Annotated in this window: 18 protein-coding genes; 15 read left to right on the top strand and 3 right to left on the bottom strand. The window is 55.8% G+C overall.

Translation table 11 applies throughout. The features are described 5' to 3' along the window. The first annotated feature begins 35 nt into the window (after positions 1 to 35). The 12 genes from urtB to A3193_RS00770 all read left to right on the top strand — a co-directional run bounded on the left by urtB (position 36) and on the right by A3193_RS00770 (position 9,924). A complete protein-coding gene (gene urtB, locus A3193_RS00825; RefSeq protein WP_069004310.1) occupies positions 36 to 1,655 on the top strand; it encodes an urea ABC transporter permease subunit UrtB in 1,620 nt (539 codons plus the stop codon). 3 nt (positions 1,656 to 1,658) lie between these two features. Then, positions 1,659 to 2,747, top strand: coding sequence for an urea ABC transporter permease subunit UrtC (urtC, locus tag A3193_RS00820; protein WP_069013798.1), 1,089 nt, complete (start codon positions 1,659 to 1,661; stop codon positions 2,745 to 2,747). Next, a complete protein-coding gene (gene urtD / locus A3193_RS00815; protein WP_069004308.1) occupies positions 2,744 to 3,586 on the top strand; it encodes an urea ABC transporter ATP-binding protein UrtD in 843 nt (280 codons plus the stop codon). The genes urtC and urtD overlap by 4 nt, the downstream gene beginning before the upstream one ends. Positions 3,587 to 3,590: 4 nt before the next feature. After that, positions 3,591 to 4,286 carry an urea ABC transporter ATP-binding subunit UrtE gene (gene urtE, locus A3193_RS00810; protein WP_069004307.1) on the top strand — a complete coding sequence of 232 codons (696 nt, stop codon included), beginning with the start codon at positions 3,591 to 3,593 and terminating at the stop codon, positions 4,284 to 4,286. A 22-nt stretch (positions 4,287 to 4,308) separates the two neighbouring features. After that, positions 4,309 to 4,488 (top strand): hypothetical protein, encoded by a 180-nt coding sequence (locus tag A3193_RS00805; RefSeq protein ID WP_069004306.1) that lies wholly within the window; start codon positions 4,309 to 4,311, stop codon positions 4,486 to 4,488. 68 nt (positions 4,489 to 4,556) lie between these two features. Continuing rightward, positions 4,557 to 5,384 carry an urease accessory protein UreD gene (locus A3193_RS00800; protein ID WP_069004305.1) on the top strand — a complete coding sequence of 276 codons (828 nt, stop codon included), beginning with the start codon at positions 4,557 to 4,559 and terminating at the stop codon, positions 5,382 to 5,384. Between the two features lie 21 nt (positions 5,385 to 5,405). Beyond that, positions 5,406 to 6,044, top strand: coding sequence for an urease subunit gamma (gene ureA, locus A3193_RS00795; protein WP_069013797.1), 639 nt, complete (start codon positions 5,406 to 5,408; stop codon positions 6,042 to 6,044). A 3-nt stretch (positions 6,045 to 6,047) separates the two neighbouring features. Then, positions 6,048 to 7,751, top strand: a complete 1,704-nt coding sequence (ureC, locus tag A3193_RS00790) for an urease subunit alpha (RefSeq protein ID WP_069013796.1) — start codon at positions 6,048 to 6,050, stop codon at positions 7,749 to 7,751. 33 nt (positions 7,752 to 7,784) lie between these two features. After that, entirely contained in the window at positions 7,785 to 8,258 is a 474-nt protein-coding gene (gene ureE, locus A3193_RS00785) for an urease accessory protein UreE (RefSeq protein ID WP_069013795.1), read from the top strand. Beyond that, the gene (locus A3193_RS00780; RefSeq protein WP_069013794.1) at positions 8,242 to 8,928 is read left to right on the top strand and encodes an urease accessory protein UreF; all 687 of its coding nucleotides are present in this window, start codon (positions 8,242 to 8,244) and stop codon (positions 8,926 to 8,928) included. Before ureE ends, A3193_RS00780 begins: the two co-directional genes overlap by 17 nt. Positions 8,929 to 8,940: 12 nt before the next feature. Beyond that, a complete protein-coding gene (gene ureG, locus A3193_RS00775; protein WP_069013793.1) occupies positions 8,941 to 9,555 on the top strand; it encodes an urease accessory protein UreG in 615 nt (204 codons plus the stop codon). Between the two features lie 93 nt (positions 9,556 to 9,648). After that, the gene (locus A3193_RS00770) at positions 9,649 to 9,924 is read left to right on the top strand and encodes a DUF3303 domain-containing protein (RefSeq protein WP_069013792.1); all 276 of its coding nucleotides are present in this window, start codon (positions 9,649 to 9,651) and stop codon (positions 9,922 to 9,924) included. Positions 9,925 to 9,969: 45 nt separating this feature from the next. On the opposite strand, the gene A3193_RS00765 is transcribed toward A3193_RS00770, so the two are convergent. Next, on the bottom strand, positions 9,970 to 10,563 hold the full coding sequence (locus A3193_RS00765) for an SCO family protein (protein WP_069013791.1): 594 nt from the start codon (positions 10,561 to 10,563) through the stop codon (positions 9,970 to 9,972). Positions 10,564 to 10,847: 284 nt separating this feature from the next. On the opposite strand from A3193_RS00765, the gene A3193_RS00760 reads away from it, so the two are divergent. From A3193_RS00760 to dusA, 3 genes are all read left to right on the top strand, one after another. Beyond that, a complete protein-coding gene (locus A3193_RS00760) occupies positions 10,848 to 11,723 on the top strand; it encodes a phosphate ABC transporter substrate-binding protein (protein WP_139116928.1) in 876 nt (291 codons plus the stop codon). A gap of 204 nt (positions 11,724 to 11,927) precedes the next feature. Continuing rightward, complete coding sequence (locus tag A3193_RS00755; protein WP_069004297.1) at positions 11,928 to 12,488, top strand: hypothetical protein; 561 nt, start codon at positions 11,928 to 11,930, stop codon at positions 12,486 to 12,488. 164 nt (positions 12,489 to 12,652) lie between these two features. Further along, positions 12,653 to 13,618 carry a tRNA dihydrouridine(20/20a) synthase DusA gene (dusA, locus tag A3193_RS00750; protein WP_071932377.1) on the top strand — a complete coding sequence of 322 codons (966 nt, stop codon included), beginning with the start codon at positions 12,653 to 12,655 and terminating at the stop codon, positions 13,616 to 13,618. 71 nt (positions 13,619 to 13,689) lie between these two features. On the opposite strand, the gene A3193_RS00745 is transcribed toward dusA, so the two are convergent. Then, the gene (locus A3193_RS00745) at positions 13,690 to 14,910 is read right to left on the bottom strand and encodes an argininosuccinate synthase (protein WP_069013790.1); all 1,221 of its coding nucleotides are present in this window, start codon (positions 14,908 to 14,910) and stop codon (positions 13,690 to 13,692) included. 226 nt (positions 14,911 to 15,136) lie between these two features. Beyond that, entirely contained in the window at positions 15,137 to 16,147 is a 1,011-nt protein-coding gene (gene ilvC, locus A3193_RS00740) for a ketol-acid reductoisomerase (protein WP_069014690.1), read from the bottom strand. Between the last annotated feature and the right edge of the window lie 146 nt (positions 16,148 to 16,293).

The following is a 16,293-nucleotide window of genomic DNA, read 5'->3' as shown; positions in this document are numbered from 1 at the left end:
CAGGTTTCCAAGAACGATTCAGCTGATACCGGAAGATGACTATCACCAAGCAAATAAAAACCATCATTCTGCTGCTAGTCCTGCTACTGGCACCTGGCACATCGAGCTTTGCCGATGCGTCAGAACCAAAGCTCGACCAGGCTGTTGAACTGCTCAAAGGCAAGAAGTTTCAACAGAAGTATCAGGCGATAGAATTACTGGCAGAAACAGCAACCCCTCAGGCACAGAACCTTCTCAAAGCCCTGCTGGAACGTCGTCTTTTCAAGTGGAAGAAAACCAAGCAGCTGGTAATTGCAGAGAAGCAGGGGAAAACCTATCAAATACAACAGGCAGTCAGCCAGGAAGCCCTCGGTGAGGTCAAAAAACGAGCCCTAAAAAAGATCTCGGTGAATAACAAAATGCGTACTCTGATACGCAGTGCGCTGGCCAGCTTCGATCTGAAAAGCCCTGATCGAGAGAAGCGCCTGGCAGCCATTCAACAAATTCTCAACAAGGCTGATATCGACAAAGCTGAGATCATCCGGCCAATGTTTGAACAGGAGCAGGATGGTGAAATTCGTGAAGCGATGTCGATTATCATCGCCTTGTCCGATCTGAGCTCTGAAGACAAGCAACTGCGTAGTGATTCGGTAAAGCTGCTCAGTGGCAATATCCATCCCTCGGTACGAAATGCCCTGAACCAACTTCAGCAGCAGACAGAGGATGAAGCACTGGCCAGGAGTATTAAACAGGCGCTCGACAGCATCGATGCAAAACTGCAGTTCTACGCGGTGATCGAAAATCTCTTTTTCGGTCTCAGTCTTGGCTCGGTACTGGTACTTGCCGCTATCGGTCTGGCGATCACCTTTGGCGTCATGGGTGTGATCAACATGGCCCATGGCGAGTTGATCATGATTGGCGCCTATACCACTTATGTCATTCAGTTGTTGATGCCGGAGAGTATCGGTACTGCCACACTGATCGCCATACCCACCGCCTTTGTTGTCTCTGGATTGGTTGGTATCGCCATCGAAAGAGGTGTCATACGTTTTCTATATGGACGGTCACTCGAAACATTGCTGGCCACCTTCGGCATCAGCCTGATCCTGCAACAGACGGTACGCTCGATTTTCTCCCCTCTGAATCGTTCGGTGGAGACACCCAGCTGGATGAGTGGCGCCTGGGAGATCAACAGCGCCCTCTCACTGACCCTGAACCGGCTCTATATCATCGTATTCTGTCTGCTGGTGTTTGCGGCACTGTTCTTTGTCTTGAAAAAGACCGCCCTCGGTCTGCAGGTCAGAGCGGTATCACAGAATCGCGCCATGGCCCGGGCGATGGGTGTACGTTCCGAGTGGGTCGACGCCATGACCTTCGGTCTGGGATCCGGAGTGGCCGGAATCGCCGGGGTGGCATTGAGTCAACTGACCAACGTGGGCCCCAACCTGGGCCAGTCCTACATCATCGACAGCTTCATGGTGGTGGTGTTCGGCGGCGTCGGCAATCTGTGGGGGACCCTGGTCAGCGGCATGTCACTCGGGGTCGCCAACAAGTTTCTCGAACCCTGGTCAGGCGCGGTACTGGCAAAGATTCTGGTACTGGTGTTTATCATTCTGTTCATCCAGAAGCGGCCGAAGGGACTCTTCCCTCAAAAAGGCCGGGCTGCGGAGGGTTGACGCATGAAGCTGTTAAACATGCTGAAAGCCGACCGGGGCGGGCAGATTTTCCTCGCACTGTTGCTGCTGATCGCAGTGGTTGTACCGCTCCTCAATCAGTTCACCACAGCCGACAACCCACTGCATATCTCCACCTACACCATCGCATTGCTGGGGAAGTATCTGGCGTTTGCCCTGCTTGCGGTTGCGGTTGACCTGGTGTGGGGATACCTGGGGATTCTCAGTCTTGGTCATGGCGCCTTCTTTGCCCTTGGCGGGTATGCCATGGGTATGTATCTGATGCGACAGATCGGTGAGCGGGGTGTCTATGGAGATCCGTTACTGCCGGATTTCATGGTCTTCCTCGATTGGGACAGCCTGCCCTGGTTCTGGTATGGCTTCGATATGTTCTGGTTCGCCATGCTGATGGTCATGGTGGTACCCGGTCTGCTCGCCTTTGTATTTGGCTGGCTTGCGTTCCGCTCAAGGGTGACCGGAGTCTATCTGTCGATCATTACCCAGGCGTTGACCTATGCCCTGATGCTCGCCTTCTTCCGCAATGAAATGGGATTTGGCGGTAACAACGGACTCACCGATTTCAAGGATATTCTCGGCTACAGCCTGCAGGAGGACAGCACCAGAATCGCCCTCTTCGTCGCTTCGGCGCTGGCCCTGGCATTGGGTTACCTGGCCTGCCGGATGATTGTCACATCCCGGCTCGGACGGGTCGCGGTGGCGATCCGCGATGCAGAGGACAGAACCCGTTTCACCGGTTATAAGGTGGAACATGTGAAACTCGCGATCTTTACTTTTTCCGCCGTACTGGCGGGCATTGCCGGCGCGCTCTATGTACCCCAGGTGGGCATAATCAATCCCGGTGAGTTTTCACCCTTGAACTCCATCGAGATCGTCATCTGGGTAGCAGTGGGTGGCCGGGCGACCCTGTATGGCGCTGCCGCCGGTGCGTTAATGGTGAATTACGGCAAGACCTACTTTACCGCTGCACTGCCGGAGGTCTGGCTGTTTGCCCTGGGTGCCCTGTTTGTATTGGTAACCATCTTTCTGCCCAAAGGGGTGATCGGTCTGTTCAAGGCCAAGGATAAGCAACCATGAAGGCCCTCGATCAACTGCGCAGTACCATGCGGCGCGACCGGGTGTTCGACTTCATGATGCAGACCAGCGGTCTGGAGGTCGATGTCAGCCACGGCACCATTCTCTACCTGGAAGATATCTCAGTGAGTTTTGATGGCTTCAAGGCGATCAACAATCTCAACCTCTATATCGATGCGGGTGAACTGCGTTGCATCATCGGACCCAATGGTGCGGGCAAGACCACCATGATGGACATCATCACCGGCAAGACCAGACCGGATACCGGCAGTGCCTATTTCGGACAGAACATCGACCTGCTGCATCTCTCTGAGCCGGATATCGCCCAGGCCGGCATCGGTCGCAAGTTTCAGAAGCCGACCGTATTCGAATCCCACACCCTGTTCGAGAACCTGGAACTGGCGATGGCCGGTGACAAACGGGTCTGGCCTACCCTGATTGCCCGTCTCAACAGCCAGCAGTTGGAACGGATCGACGAGGTACTGGAGATCATCGGTCTGCAGGAGCATCGAACTCAGCTCGCCGGCTCTCTCTCCCATGGACAGAAGCAGTGGTTGGAGATCGGCATGCTGCTGATGCAGGATCCGAAACTTTTGCTGGTGGATGAGCCGGTCGCCGGCATGACCCACCAGGAGATGGACCGCACGGCTGAACTGCTCACCTCTCTGGCCGGACAGCACTCGGTGGTGGTGGTGGAGCACGATATGGATTTTGTCCGTTCCATAGCCCGCAAGGTCACCGTGCTGCACCAGGGTAGCGTACTGGCGGAAGGCAGTATGAATGAGGTTCAAAACGATCCCAGGGTGGTGGAAGTCTACCTGGGTGAACAGGGAGAGAGCTGAAATCATGCTGAAGATTGAAAAACTCAATCAATATTATGGTGAATCCCACACCCTGTGGGATCTGGACCTGGATGTACCCAAAGGCCAATGCACCTGCCTGATGGGGCGCAACGGTGTGGGCAAGACAACCCTGCTCCAGTGCATTATGGGACTGTTGCCGATCGCCTCCGGCGATATCAATTTTTCAGGCGACTCCATCAGCAAACTGATCCCTGAACGCAGAGCGCCACTGGGTATCGGCTATGTACCCCAGGGCCGGCAGATCTTCCCCATGCTGACGGTGGAAGAGAACCTGCGTATCGGCCTGCCGGTGCGCAAAAAGGAGCGCAATAAAATCCCCGATTTCATCTTTGAACTGTTTCCGGTTCTGCAAGAGATGCTCGACAGAAAAGGTGGGGATCTCTCCGGCGGACAGCAACAGCAGCTGGCCATTGGCAGGGCGTTGGTAATCGATCCGCAACTGTTGATTCTCGACGAGCCAACTGAAGGGATTCAGCCTAATATTGTACAAGAGATTGGTGATATCATAATAAGGCTGAATCAGGAGATCGGTTTGACGGTATTACTGGTTGAACAGAAGTTACCCTTCGCCCGCAAGGTGGCTGATCGCTTCTGCATCCTGGACAGGGGACGCCATGTTGCAGCCGGGGAGATGGGTCAGCTTAACGATGATCTGATTCGACAATACCTGACTGTTTAATGTCTACAGGAGCTTGAATATCATGAAGAACCTTGGCTTGCTCGTTTTCTCTCTGCTGGCACTCTTCAGCAGCGCAGCGATGGCCCACCATAGCCCGGCGTCAATGGAACATCTCGTTGAACACCTGTTACTCATGCTGGCAATCGGCTTGCCACTGTTTTTTGGTTTCAAGTATCTGCTGAAAAGAAAAAGGCATGACTAGGAGCCGTTGACACGAATCCCATGTTTGACCAGGTAACAAACACGGCCAGTCAGGACTGATCCAGTTCAATGCAAAGTCCACTCAGCGCCATGACGCCAGGCTGGCACGCCCGTCTCAAACTTGGGTTTCGCAAAACAGTCAATAGAACCATCCTCTCCGAGCGCTTTCGCCAGGGCCCGTTGTCAGTTCAACGGGCCCTCTACCCGGAAAGCGATCTGTGCCATATCTATCTGCTGCACCCTCCCGGAGGGGTGGTGGGTGGAGACAGACTCGATATCGATGTGGATGTCAGCCATCAGGCCAATGCCCTGATCACCACACCGGGTGCTGCCAAGTTTTATCGATCCATCGGACCAACCGCCCATCAGCAGCAACGACTCAACCTATGCGGCGGCTCTCTGGAGTGGTTTCCCCAGGAGAACATCCTCTTTCCCAGTGCACAGGTAGCCCTCTCGACAGAGATCAGACTCAGCGACGGCGCCCAATTTATCGGTTGGGAGATCAACTGCCTGGGACGCCCGGCAATAAACGAACGCTTCGATCCTGGACGGGCGGAATTCAAACTCTCCCTTTGGCGAGACGACCAGCCGCTGTTGATAGAACGCACGCTGATCGAGGAGAGCCCCGACCTTGATGGATTGGCAGGACTTGGCGGTAATCCGGTGGTGGCGACAATGCTGGCCACCCTGGATGATGTATCACTGAGCGATGAGATCCGCCAGCTCGACAATCAACCGCAACGACTTGGCATCACCCACACCGACGGTCTGCTGATTGTCCGCTACCTTGGTGACTCGACCGAACAGGTCAGAAACCATTTCAAACGAATTTGGCAGTTACTGAGACCCACCATGATCAACCGGCCCGCCTGTGAGCCCCGGGTCTGGAATACCTAACACACTATCGAGGAGGACGATGTGGAACTTACTCCCAGAGAAAAAGATAAATTGCTGCTGTTTACGGCGGGACTGCTGGCCGAACGGCGCAAGGAGAAGGGACTCAAGCTCAACTATCCGGAGGCGATGGCCTATATCAGCTGCGCCATCCTCGAAGGGGCGAGAGAGGGCCGCACCGTGGCCGAGCTGATGGACTATGGCCGCACCCTGCTGAGCAGTGAGGAAGTGATGGAGGGGGTTGCGGAGATGATCCACGAGGTTCAGGTGGAGGCCACATTTCCTGATGGTACAAAGCTGGTCACCGTGCATGACCCAATTCTACCCACCGAGCGTGACCAGGGCGCCGCCATCGTACCGGGTGAGATTCTCACCGAAGCGGGCGAGCGGGAGCTCAATGCAGGACGCCAACAGCTGACCCTGTCGGTGGCCAACACCGGTGATCGTCCGATCCAGGTCGGCTCCCACTACCACTTTGCCGAAACCAATCCGGCCCTGGAATTCGACCGGGAGCAGGCCAGGGGTTTCCGTCTCGATATCGCAGCGGGTACCGCGGTGCGGTTCGAACCGGGCCAGACCCGTGAGGTGACCCTGGTGGCCCTTGCCGGCGATCGCAAAGTCTATGGTTTCAACGGGGCCGTGATGGGCTCACTGGAGGATTGACCGATGAGCAGCATCAGCAAAAAAGCCTATGCGGAGATGTATGGCGCCAGCGTCGGCGACCGGGTCAGACTGGGCGACACCGAACTCCTGATTGAAGTGGAACAGGACCATACCCAGTATGGTGACGAGGTAAAGTTCGGCGGTGGTAAAGTGATCCGTGACGGCATGGGCCAGAGTCAGCGGGTCAGTGCCGAGACGGTGGATACGGTGATCACCAACGCCCTGATCCTGGATCACTGGGGGGTGGTCAAAGCCGACATCGGCCTCAAGGATGGTCGCATCAGCAGCATCGGCAAAGCCGGCAACCCGGACGTTCAGCCCGGCGTGAATATCGTCATCGGCCCGGGCACCGAAGCGATCGCCGGAGAGGGCTCCATTGTTACCGCCGGCGGCATCGATTCTCACATCCATTTCATCTGCCCCCAGCAGGTGGAGGATGCCTTGATGTCCGGCGTCACCACCATGCTTGGCGGTGGCACCGGTCCGGCAACCGGCACCAATGCCACCACCTGCACCCCGGGGCCCTGGCATATCCAACGCATGCTGCAGGCTTCAGAGAGTCTGCCCATGAACCTGGGCTATCTGGGCAAAGGCAACGCCAGCCTGCCTGAGGCGCTGAACGAACAGATCCTGGCCGGCGCCATCGGTCTCAAGTTGCACGAAGACTGGGGCACCACCCCGGCGGCGATCGACAACTGCCTGAGCGTTGCCGACCACTACGATGTACAGGTCGCGATCCATACCGATACCCTGAATGAATCGGGTTTCGTGGAGCACTCCCTGAATGCCATGAAGGGGCGCACCATCCACACCTACCATACCGAAGGCGCCGGCGGCGGCCATGCACCGGATATCATCAAGGCCTGTGGCCAGGCCAATGTGCTGCCCTCCTCCACCAACCCGACCCGGCCCTACACCATCAACACCGTGGACGAACACCTGGACATGCTGATGGTGTGCCACCACCTGGATCCCAATATCGCCGAGGATGTGGCGTTTGCGGAATCCCGTATCCGCCGTGAAACCATCGCCGCCGAGGATATTCTGCACGACCTGGGGGCCTTCTCCATGATCGCTTCCGATTCACAGGCCATGGGAAGGGTTGGTGAAGTGATCACCAGAACCTGGCAGACCGCCCACAAGATGAAGATACAGCGGGGCAGCCTGGAGGGAGATCCGCAACAGCACGACAACCTGCGGGCCAGACGCTATATCGCCAAGTACACCATCAACCCGGCGCTGGCCCATGGCATTGCCCATGAAGTGGGCTCGGTGGAGGTGGGTAAACTAGCCGACCTGGTACTCTGGAAGCCAGCCTTCTTCGGCACCAAGCCGAGCCTGATCATCAAGGGCGGCATGATCGCCGCCGCGCCGATGGGTGATCCCAATGCCTCGATTCCAACCCCTCAGCCGGTGCACTACAGAAATATGTTCGGCACCTTGGGGCCAGCCTGTCAGGCAACCCGCATGACCTTTGTTTCAGAGGCGGCAAAAGCGGCCGGGGTGGATCAACAGCTTGAACTGAAGTCTCAGATCGGCACCGTCAGCCAATGCCGTTCGATCAACAAAGCCGGAATGATCCTCAACGACTATCAACCGGAGATCGAGGTGGATCCGCAAACCTATCAGGTCAAAGCCGATGGCACCCTGCTGAGCTGTGAACCGGCGTTAGAACTGCCCATGGCGCAGAAATACTTTCTGTTCTGATTGGCATCCTGTTAACTGGTCCTAAGACAATCAATGATCAAATTGACCAATAAAATCGAACAGGCAGAGCAGATTGAAGCCACCCTCACCCTGCCGTTGCAGAGTCGGATAAAAAGCCGGCTCAGGGTAACCCTCGACGATGGCCGGGATGCGGGCCTGTTGCTGCCCAGGGGCACCACCCTGAAAGAGGGGGACCTGCTCTCCACAGACTCCGGACTGGTGATCCGCATAAAAGCCGCTGATGAGACCCTCTCGATAGTGGAGACCGACGATCCCCACCTTCTCTCCCGGGCCTGTTATCACCTCGGTAACCGCCATGTTTCGATCCAGATTGAAGCCGGGCGCATCAGCTATCCCCATGACCATGTGCTGGATGAGATGCTGGCCGGCCTGGGTCTGCAGGTGACGGTCGCAGAAGCTCCCTTCGAACCGGAGCCCGGCGCCTATGGCGGCAGCGCTGACCAGGGACGCCAACACCAGGGGCACAGCCATGCACACCATCACTGATAGCAATCTGAACAGACTACGGCTGATGCACCTGGTAAGCCCCTCACTACCACTGGGAAGTTTTGCCTACTCCCAGGGGTTGGAGTGGGCGGTCGAGGATAACTGGGTCAAGGATGAAGCCGATCTGCTGCAGTGGACAGAGAATCTGCTGCAGACCAGTCTGACCCACCTGGACCTGCCCCTGTTACAGCGGCTCTATGAGAGCTGTGAAAAAAAGGACCTGGAGCGCTTCAACTACTGGAGCCGATACCTGAGCGCCAGTAGGGAGACCCGTGAACTGCGCGAAGAGGAGACCAGCCGGGCGAGAGCCCTGGCTGCGCTGCTACCCCAATGGGAGATCCAAACGGACGCCGCCTGGCTCGACGTGATCAAAAACAACCACCTCAGCGGCTATGCCTTTGTCGCTCACCACTGGCAGATCGGCATCAAACAGGCGGCGGAAGGTTATCTCTGGAGCTGGCTTGAGAACATCACCCTGGCCGGGGTCAAGATCATCCCCCTCGGGCAGATGGCGGGACAACGGATTCTGCAGGCCTGCATCGAGCAGATTCCAGCCCTGGTGAAGACCGGACTCTCCCGGCATGACGAGGAGATCGGTCACTCCAGTCCGGCCCAGGCGATTGCCAGCAGCCTGCATGAAACCCAATACACCAGAATTTACCGATCATAGAGAGAACAACAGATGAGCCAAGCCTCACCCCTGAGAGTCGGCGTCGGCGGTCCAGTCGGCTCCGGCAAAACCGCCCTTCTCGACGCCCTGTGTAAAGCGATGCGGGATCACTATCAGCTGGCGGTGGTGACCAACGACATCTATACCCAGGAGGATGCCAAATTCCTGATGCGCAGCCAGGCGCTGGATGAGAGCCGGATCATCGGCGTCGAGACCGGCGGTTGCCCGCATACCGCGATCCGCGAGGATGCTTCGATGAACCTGGCCGCCGTAGAGGACCTTTGTCAGCGTCACGCTGATCTGGATCTGGTTTTCATCGAAAGTGGTGGTGACAACCTGAGCGCCACCTTCAGTCCGGAGCTGGCTGACCTGACCATCTATGTTCTGGATGTGGCGGAGGGGGAGAAGATGCCCCGCAAAGGCGGTCCGGGCATCACCCGTTCAGACCTGTTGATCATCAACAAGATCGACCTGGCGCCCCATGTCGGTGCCTCCCTGGAAGTGATGGAAGAGGATACCCTGCGAATGCGCAAGGAGCGTCCGTTCGTCTTTACCAATATGAAGACGGGGCAAGGTCTGCAGCAGATCATCGACTTCATCGAGCACCAGGGGATGCTGAAAGACTAGCGGGCACAAGGTCCTCCGATTCAACTTGGCAGCTGCGATCTGACTGCACTATGTTAACAATGATAATAACGACAATTCCGGAGAAGCAGAATAATGAAACTCATGATCATCGGTAGTTGGCAAAGAACCACGTTGCAGGAGGTTGGTGGAAGATTCGCAAGTGGCGAGCATGCCATACCTCCAGAGCCTTGCACACTGATCACACGTTGGCATGATCCCTCGTCGAAACTCTTCTGGCTGGTTGTCGATACACCTGATGCAAAGATCATTCAGGAGTGGCTATCCCGCTGGACGGACATCATCGACTGGGAGACCTTTACCGCACTTGATGATCAGGAAGTGGGTGAAATGCTGAGCAAGCTGTTGTAGTCGTACCAGGATTGTCTCAATGGGGCGCTGGCAGGCAACACGCTATTACCGCTCAGCGAGCAAGTAACGGATCGCTTCAAGTATCATCACCGAAGGGGTTTGGTGGGGCAGCAGGAAGCGCAACTCACCCTCTGGTGAAATCAGATAGGTGGTTGCTGAGTGATCAACCGCATAGGCGAATGCTGACGCCTCCAATTTCACTTCCACATATTGCGCACCATAAAGTTTGGCCACCTTGGCTACCTCACTTTCACTGCCGGTAACACCAATCAGATTGGGGTGGAAATAGCTGAGATAGTCATCCAGGGCCTGAATCGTGTCGCGCTTGGGATCGACGCTGATGAATACCCCATGGACCTGTTGCAGCTCTTCCTCGCTGAGCTCATTCAACGCCTGGGATAACAAAGCCAGGGAGGAGGGACAGACATCCGGGCACTTGGTGTAACCAAAAAACAGCACCACCACCTTGCCTCTCAGCTGCTCCAAAGAGAACTCGCCCTGACTCGATTGCAGGGTGAAGTCCCCCCCCAGCTGCTCACCGCGCAGATCAAGCACTCTGTCCAGCGGTAGAGATTCAGCCGACTGGATGGATGATACAGAAATAGACAGCACCAATATAAACAGGAAATATCGAAACATAGGGATCCGTGGTTCTGGGCATCTTGAGTCTACCCATCACTTTACTGAAGCAACACATAGCCCCTCGTCATTCACCCTGCAAGCCAACCTATTACCCTCCTTCCTGAAGCATCTCAGTTTTGAGCAGGGGGTCAAATTCGTGACAATTTTCAGAGCGAATCAGGAATTTCATTCCTTATACGACGTACAGTTAATAATAATTGACTACTATTTATCCTACCAAAATACCCTGTCATTCGAAGGATGCCTATGATAACCACCCAATCACTGAGAAGAGGCCCGTTTTGCGTAATAAAATCATTAGCTTATTGATACTGACCCTACTGCCGGCCATGTCACTGGCGATGGAACTCTCCTGGGTCGGCTGTGGCATCACCCGGAACGCCTTCATGGCCGATCTGGCGGCCGCCTATCATGAGAAGACCGGCGTCAATATCAATATCTCCGGTGGCGGCGCCACCAAAGGGATCCGCGCCATCACCAGCAAACAGGCCGATATCGGTGGTGCCTGTCGCTTCACCCTAAACATGTCCAGGGAAGAGGCGGCAGCCACCATGGTCCCGGTTGCCTGGGATGCGCTGGTGGTTGTGGTACACAAATCCAACCCCATCGAGTCGATCAGCCTCTCTCAGCTGCGCAGTCTCTACCAGGGCAAGATCACCAACTGGTCTCAGCTCGGAGGCAAAAAACAGCCATTGGAGTTGCTGATCCGTCAGGGAAAGATCTCCGGTGTTGGCTACACCCTGCGCAAACACCTCTTCGAAGACCCGAAAGCGGTGTTTATCGGCCACCAGGAGTTCCCCTCTTCGGGCCCTCTGGAGAAGAACGTCGAAGTGAATCCCAATGCGATTGCGGTCACCGGTGTCGCCAGTGCCTACAAACGGGATTTCAAGATCCTCAAACTCGAAGGCCGGGATCCAAGTTTTGAAAACATCCGCACCGGGGACTATCTGCTCTATCGCCCGCTCTACCTGGTGCTCAGTAAAAGCTCCCCCAACAGCAAGGAGTCGGACCGCTTCATCCAGTTCGCCCTGGGCCCCAAGGGCCGCGAGATTATCCGCAACAACCAGGTGGTGCCCTATTTTGACGGCATGCTGCTTTTGCAGAAACGATTCGACGACTGGAAGCGCTTTATTCGTGAGTCTCTGGCACAAAACTGATTTGGCACTGAAGCTGCCGCTTTGGTGATCCTGGCAGACACCCGACATTGGTTGAATTGCCGTTGTCGCATACTCAACAATGTCCATCTGAAGACCAAACCATATCTACCTTAGTCATTGTAATCATTAATAATTACAAATCATGATCTGATTGGCACCAAGATTGCTCACTGGCATTAACCACAAATTAATTGGAGTTAAATCATGCCACTGCAGCTATTCAAAGAAGAGGGCCTGCTCTTCAATACCAACTTCCTGGATCAGACTTCCACCTCAGGGCTCTACGCCTATCGCGGCGAACTGGTGCTGGTCGAAGGGGAGATTGCCGATGAAAAAGGTCACACAAAACCCCCTGTCGAAGTGATGCGTGGCGCAGTGCTGCTTGGCGACGAGAAATTGAAACTGCTGGTCGGCTCCATCGACGACATCGCTTCGATCAACACCCTGACCGAAAAATATAAGGATCTCTTCTCACCGGAGATGAAGGCACTGCTCTATGTGGTGAATATCGAATCACCGGCCCAGGTGGAGATCGAAGGCATCACTTTCGTACTGATTCCCTTGGTTCAGGGAGTACCCTGGAACGAGGTCATCGATGAACTGGCGCTGGAAAAGAGCGACTTCAAGGGACAGTCATCCGCTGACAAGCTGGTTACCCTGCTGGATGAGCTAAAGAGCTATAAACCGAAATATCCCACCGCACCACTTGCTGATGTCATCGCTGGTGCGACAGATGTAAAAAGAGAGGGCTGGGGCGCCGTTTAAACCAAGTCTCGCTTTTGTCTGGTGGGGCTCTGCCCCACCTCCCCCCTCTTCCATTGCATATACTCACATTTGTCTTTTACCCCTTTTTGCTCGAAAATTCTCATGTCTGAGACGACTCCCCTGGCCTTAAGCCTCCACCAGATAGCATCAACTGAACTGATTCCGTGCCTGACCGAATACTCTCCATCGCCCCAATGCTGGACTGGACCGATCGATACTGCCGCTATTTCCTGCGCCTGATCTCCAGCCATGTGCTTCTCTATACAGAAATGGTGACCACCGGCGCCATACTGCACGGCAATCGCGCCCGCTTTCTCGACTTCGACCCCAGTGAACATCCAGTGGCTCTGCAACTGGGCGGCAGTGAGCCCGAGGCGCTGGCCGAGTGTGCCAAGCTGGGTGAGGCGTGGGGATATGATGAGATCAACCTGAATGTGGGCTGTCCCTCCGACCGGGTCCAGTCGGGCCGCTTCGGCGCCTGCCTGATGCTGACCCCTGAGTTGGTCGCAGACTGCGTCAAGGCGATGCGCGATCAGGTCGTGGTCGATGTCACTGTCAAACACCGCATCGGCGTGGACGACCAGGACAGCTACCAGGCGCTGTGTGATTTTGTCGGCAGGGTATCGGAAGCCGGTTGCGAGACTTTTATCGTGCATGCACGCAAAGCCTGGCTGCAGGGGTTGAGCCCCAAAGAGAACCGGGAGATCCCTCCCCTGCACTATGAGACGGTGCATCAACTGAAGCAGGATTTCCCTGCTCTGGAGATCATCATCAATGGGGGCATCACCACCCTTGAGCAGGTCGAGCAGAACCTGAAACAGGTGGATGGGGTGATGATCGGCCGGGAGGCTTACAACAATCCATGGATCCTCTCTCAGGCGGACAGTCTGATTTACGGTTCTGAGGGAAACCCTTCAAGCCGTCACCAGATCATCGAGTCGATGATCCCTTACATCGATCAGGAGCTCTCTGCGGGCACTCCGATCAACCGCATCACCCGGCATATCCTGGGACTGTTTCAAGGCCTGCCGGGGGCCAAGAAGTGGCGCCGAATGCTCAGCGAAGAGGCGCACAAAGCCGGTGCCGACAGCAGCCTGATCCTGCGTGCCGCCGCTCAGGTTATTGAGTAGATGCGTTTTTAGATTATTTGGTGGGGCATGGCCCCACCAAATACGCGCTGAGAAGGACTAAAAAAGCACCTTCAATCCTCTTTGCTGGCGGCAACTCTCAGGCGCAGGGCGTTGAGCTTGATGAAGCCCTCCGCATCCTGCTGGTTGTAGGCGCCCGCATCGTCTTCGAAGGTGGCGATCGACTCGTCGAACAGGCTGTTGGTGTCGGACTTGCGACCAACGACGCTGACATTGCCTTTGTAGAGTTTGACCCGCACGACACCGTTCACCACGGACTGGGTCTTGTCGATGGCCGCCTGCAGCATCTCCCGCTCCGGGGCGAACCAGTAGCCGTTGTAGATCAGTTTGGCGTAGCGGGGCATCAGCTCATCTTTCATGTGAGCCGCTTCCCGATCCAGGGTCAGGGACTCCATCGCCCGATGGGCCTTCAGCAGGATGGTGCCACCGGGGGTCTCATAGCAGCCCCGTGACTTCATGCCCACATAGCGGTTCTCTACGATATCCGCCCGACCGATACCGTTGGCGCCACCCAGTTGGTTGAGCTTGAGCAGCAGTGACGCGGGTGAGAGACGCTCACCGTCGATGGAGACCGGATCACCCTGTTCGAAGCCGATCTCGATGGTGGTCGCCTGATCCGGCGCCTCCTCGGGTGAAACCGACCAACGCCACATCTCATTACCCGGCTCGGTCCAGGGATCTTCCAGATCGTAGCCCTCGTAGGAGATGTGCAGCAGATTGGCGTCCATGGAGTAGGGGGACTTCTTGCCCTCCCGCTTCATTTCGATGGAGATGCCGTGATCCTCTGCGTAGGCGAGCAGTTTTTCACGGGAATTGAGATCCCACTCCCGCCAGGGGGCGATGATCCTGATATCCGGGCGCAACGCGTAGGCGCCAAGCTCGAAGCGGACCTGGTCGTTACCTTTACCTGTGGCCCCATGGGAGATGGCGTCTGCGCCGGTCTCATTGGCGATTTCGATCAGCCGTTTGGCGATCAGCGGGCGGGCAATGGAGGTGCCGAGCAGATACTCACCCTCATAGATCGCATTGGCGCGAAACATGGGGAAGACGTAGTCACGTACGAACTCTTCGGTCAGATCCTCGATATAGATCTCTTTGATGCCGGCGGCTTCGGCCTTGGCGCGAACCGGCTCGACCTCTTCACCCTGACCTACATCGGCGGTGAAGGTCACCACCTCACACTGATACTCATCCTGCAGCCATTTGACGATGATCGAGGTATCAAGACCGCCTGAATAGGCCAGAACCACCTTTTTAACATCCGCTTTGGACATCCGGAATCTCCCACAAAAGAAGCTTGGAAAGCCCGCCATTATAGACGATTCTGCGCCAGATCAAATCCATTCCGGCCAGGTTTTATTGGTCTAACAGAATAATGAGTGACAGGATGGAGCAGTTTTCGAATTCTGCAGTCAACCAGTTCGTTGCATGGCGTCTCTGCAGCAGGCGGGGAGTCAGACTGGCCCGGCTCAAAGAGACCCGGGCCAGAGTCAGTAAGGATCAGTTTTTCGACTTGTCGACGATCTTTTTGATCCAGGGCATCATGCCGCGCAGACGCTCACCCACCTGCTCGATCGGGTGCTCTTCATTGAGTCTGCGATAGGCGGTCATTGAGGGATAACCCAATGCGCCTTCAGAGACGAAGTTTTTGGCATATTCACCGGTCTGGATATTATGCAGCGCCTCTCTCATCGCCCAACGGCTCTCGTCGTTGATCACCTTGGGTCCGGTCACGTATTCACCATACTCCGCATTGTTGGAGATGGAGTAGTTCATGTTGGCGATACCGCCTTCGTACATCAGGTCGACGATCAGCTTCAGCTCATGCAGACATTCGAAGTAGGCCATTTCCGGGGCATAACCCGCCTCGGTCAGGGTTTCGAAGCCGGCCTTCACCAGCTCAACCGCACCACCGCAGAGTACCGCCTGCTCACCGAACAGATCGGTTTCGGTCTCATCCTTGAAAGTGGTCTCGATAATACCGGTACGACCACCGCCGATGGCGGAAGCGTAGGAGAGTGCGGTATCCATCGCTGTGCCGGTGGCATCCTGATAGACAGCAACCAGATCCGGAATACCGCCACCTTTGACGTATTCACTGCGAACGGTGTGTCCAGGCGCTTTCGGTGCGATCATGATCACGTCAAGATCCTCACGGGGGACGATCTGGTTGTAGTGGATGGCGAAGCCATGGGCAAAGGCCAGGGCTGCGGATTCCTTGATGTTGGGCTCGATCTGGTTGCGATAGAGGTCTGCCTGAAACTCATCAGGGGCCAGGATCATAACGATATCCGCAGCCTTCACCGCCTCTTCGATCGATTTTACGGTCAGACCTGCATTGCCGGCCTTGATCGCCGAAGGAGAGCCTTCACGCAGACCAACGATGACATTGACACCGGAATCCTGCAGATTATTGGCATGGGCATGCCCCTGAGAACCGTAACCGATGATGGAGACTGTTTTTCCCTTGATGATATTGAGATCACAGTCTTTGTCGTAATAAACATTGATAGCCATGTTGTTTCCTTCGGAAAATTTCAAATTAATTGGGTTAGATTTTTAACGGGCCGATTGTGCCAGAGTCCATCATTCACCGGTAGGCTGCCGGTCGACCATCCCGGACCAGCAACAGTTTCCCCCGGCGCAGATCGATCCGA

The organism is Candidatus Thiodiazotropha endoloripes, assembly GCF_001708965.1.
GTDB lineage: Bacteria > Pseudomonadota > Gammaproteobacteria > Chromatiales > Chromatiaceae > Thiodiazotropha > Thiodiazotropha endoloripes.
Note: the sequence above shows the minus strand (reverse complement) of the source record. Positions and strands in the feature narration are given on the sequence as shown.

Bases quoted from the DNA above. Each gene is read 5' to 3' on its own strand.
- A3193_RS00805 (WP_069004306.1), top strand. From the start codon at position 4,309: ATGAAGAACCTTGGCTTGCTCGTTTTCTCTCTGCTGGCACTCTTCAGC.
- ureG (WP_069013793.1), top strand. From the start codon at position 8,941: ATGAGCCAAGCCTCACCCCTGAGAGTCGGCGTCGGCGGTCCAGTCGGC.
- A3193_RS00745 (WP_069013790.1), bottom strand. From the start codon at position 14,910: ATGTCCAAAGCGGATGTTAAAAAGGTGGTTCTGGCCTATTCAGGCGGT.
- A3193_RS00765 (WP_069013791.1), bottom strand. From the start codon at position 10,563: ATGTTTCGATATTTCCTGTTTATATTGGTGCTGTCTATTTCTGTATCA.
- ureC (WP_069013796.1), top strand. From the start codon at position 6,048: ATGAGCAGCATCAGCAAAAAAGCCTATGCGGAGATGTATGGCGCCAGC.
- urtB (WP_069004310.1), top strand. From the start codon at position 36: ATGACTATCACCAAGCAAATAAAAACCATCATTCTGCTGCTAGTCCTG.
- urtC (WP_069013798.1), top strand. From the start codon at position 1,659: ATGAAGCTGTTAAACATGCTGAAAGCCGACCGGGGCGGGCAGATTTTC.
- A3193_RS00755 (WP_069004297.1), top strand. From the start codon at position 11,928: ATGCCACTGCAGCTATTCAAAGAAGAGGGCCTGCTCTTCAATACCAAC.
- A3193_RS00780 (WP_069013794.1), top strand. From the start codon at position 8,242: ATGCACACCATCACTGATAGCAATCTGAACAGACTACGGCTGATGCAC.
- ureE (WP_069013795.1), top strand. From the start codon at position 7,785: ATGATCAAATTGACCAATAAAATCGAACAGGCAGAGCAGATTGAAGCC.
- A3193_RS00770 (WP_069013792.1), top strand. From the start codon at position 9,649: ATGAAACTCATGATCATCGGTAGTTGGCAAAGAACCACGTTGCAGGAG.
- urtE (WP_069004307.1), top strand. From the start codon at position 3,591: ATGCTGAAGATTGAAAAACTCAATCAATATTATGGTGAATCCCACACC.
- urtD (WP_069004308.1), top strand. From the start codon at position 2,744: ATGAAGGCCCTCGATCAACTGCGCAGTACCATGCGGCGCGACCGGGTG.
- A3193_RS00800 (WP_069004305.1), top strand. From the start codon at position 4,557: ATGCAAAGTCCACTCAGCGCCATGACGCCAGGCTGGCACGCCCGTCTC.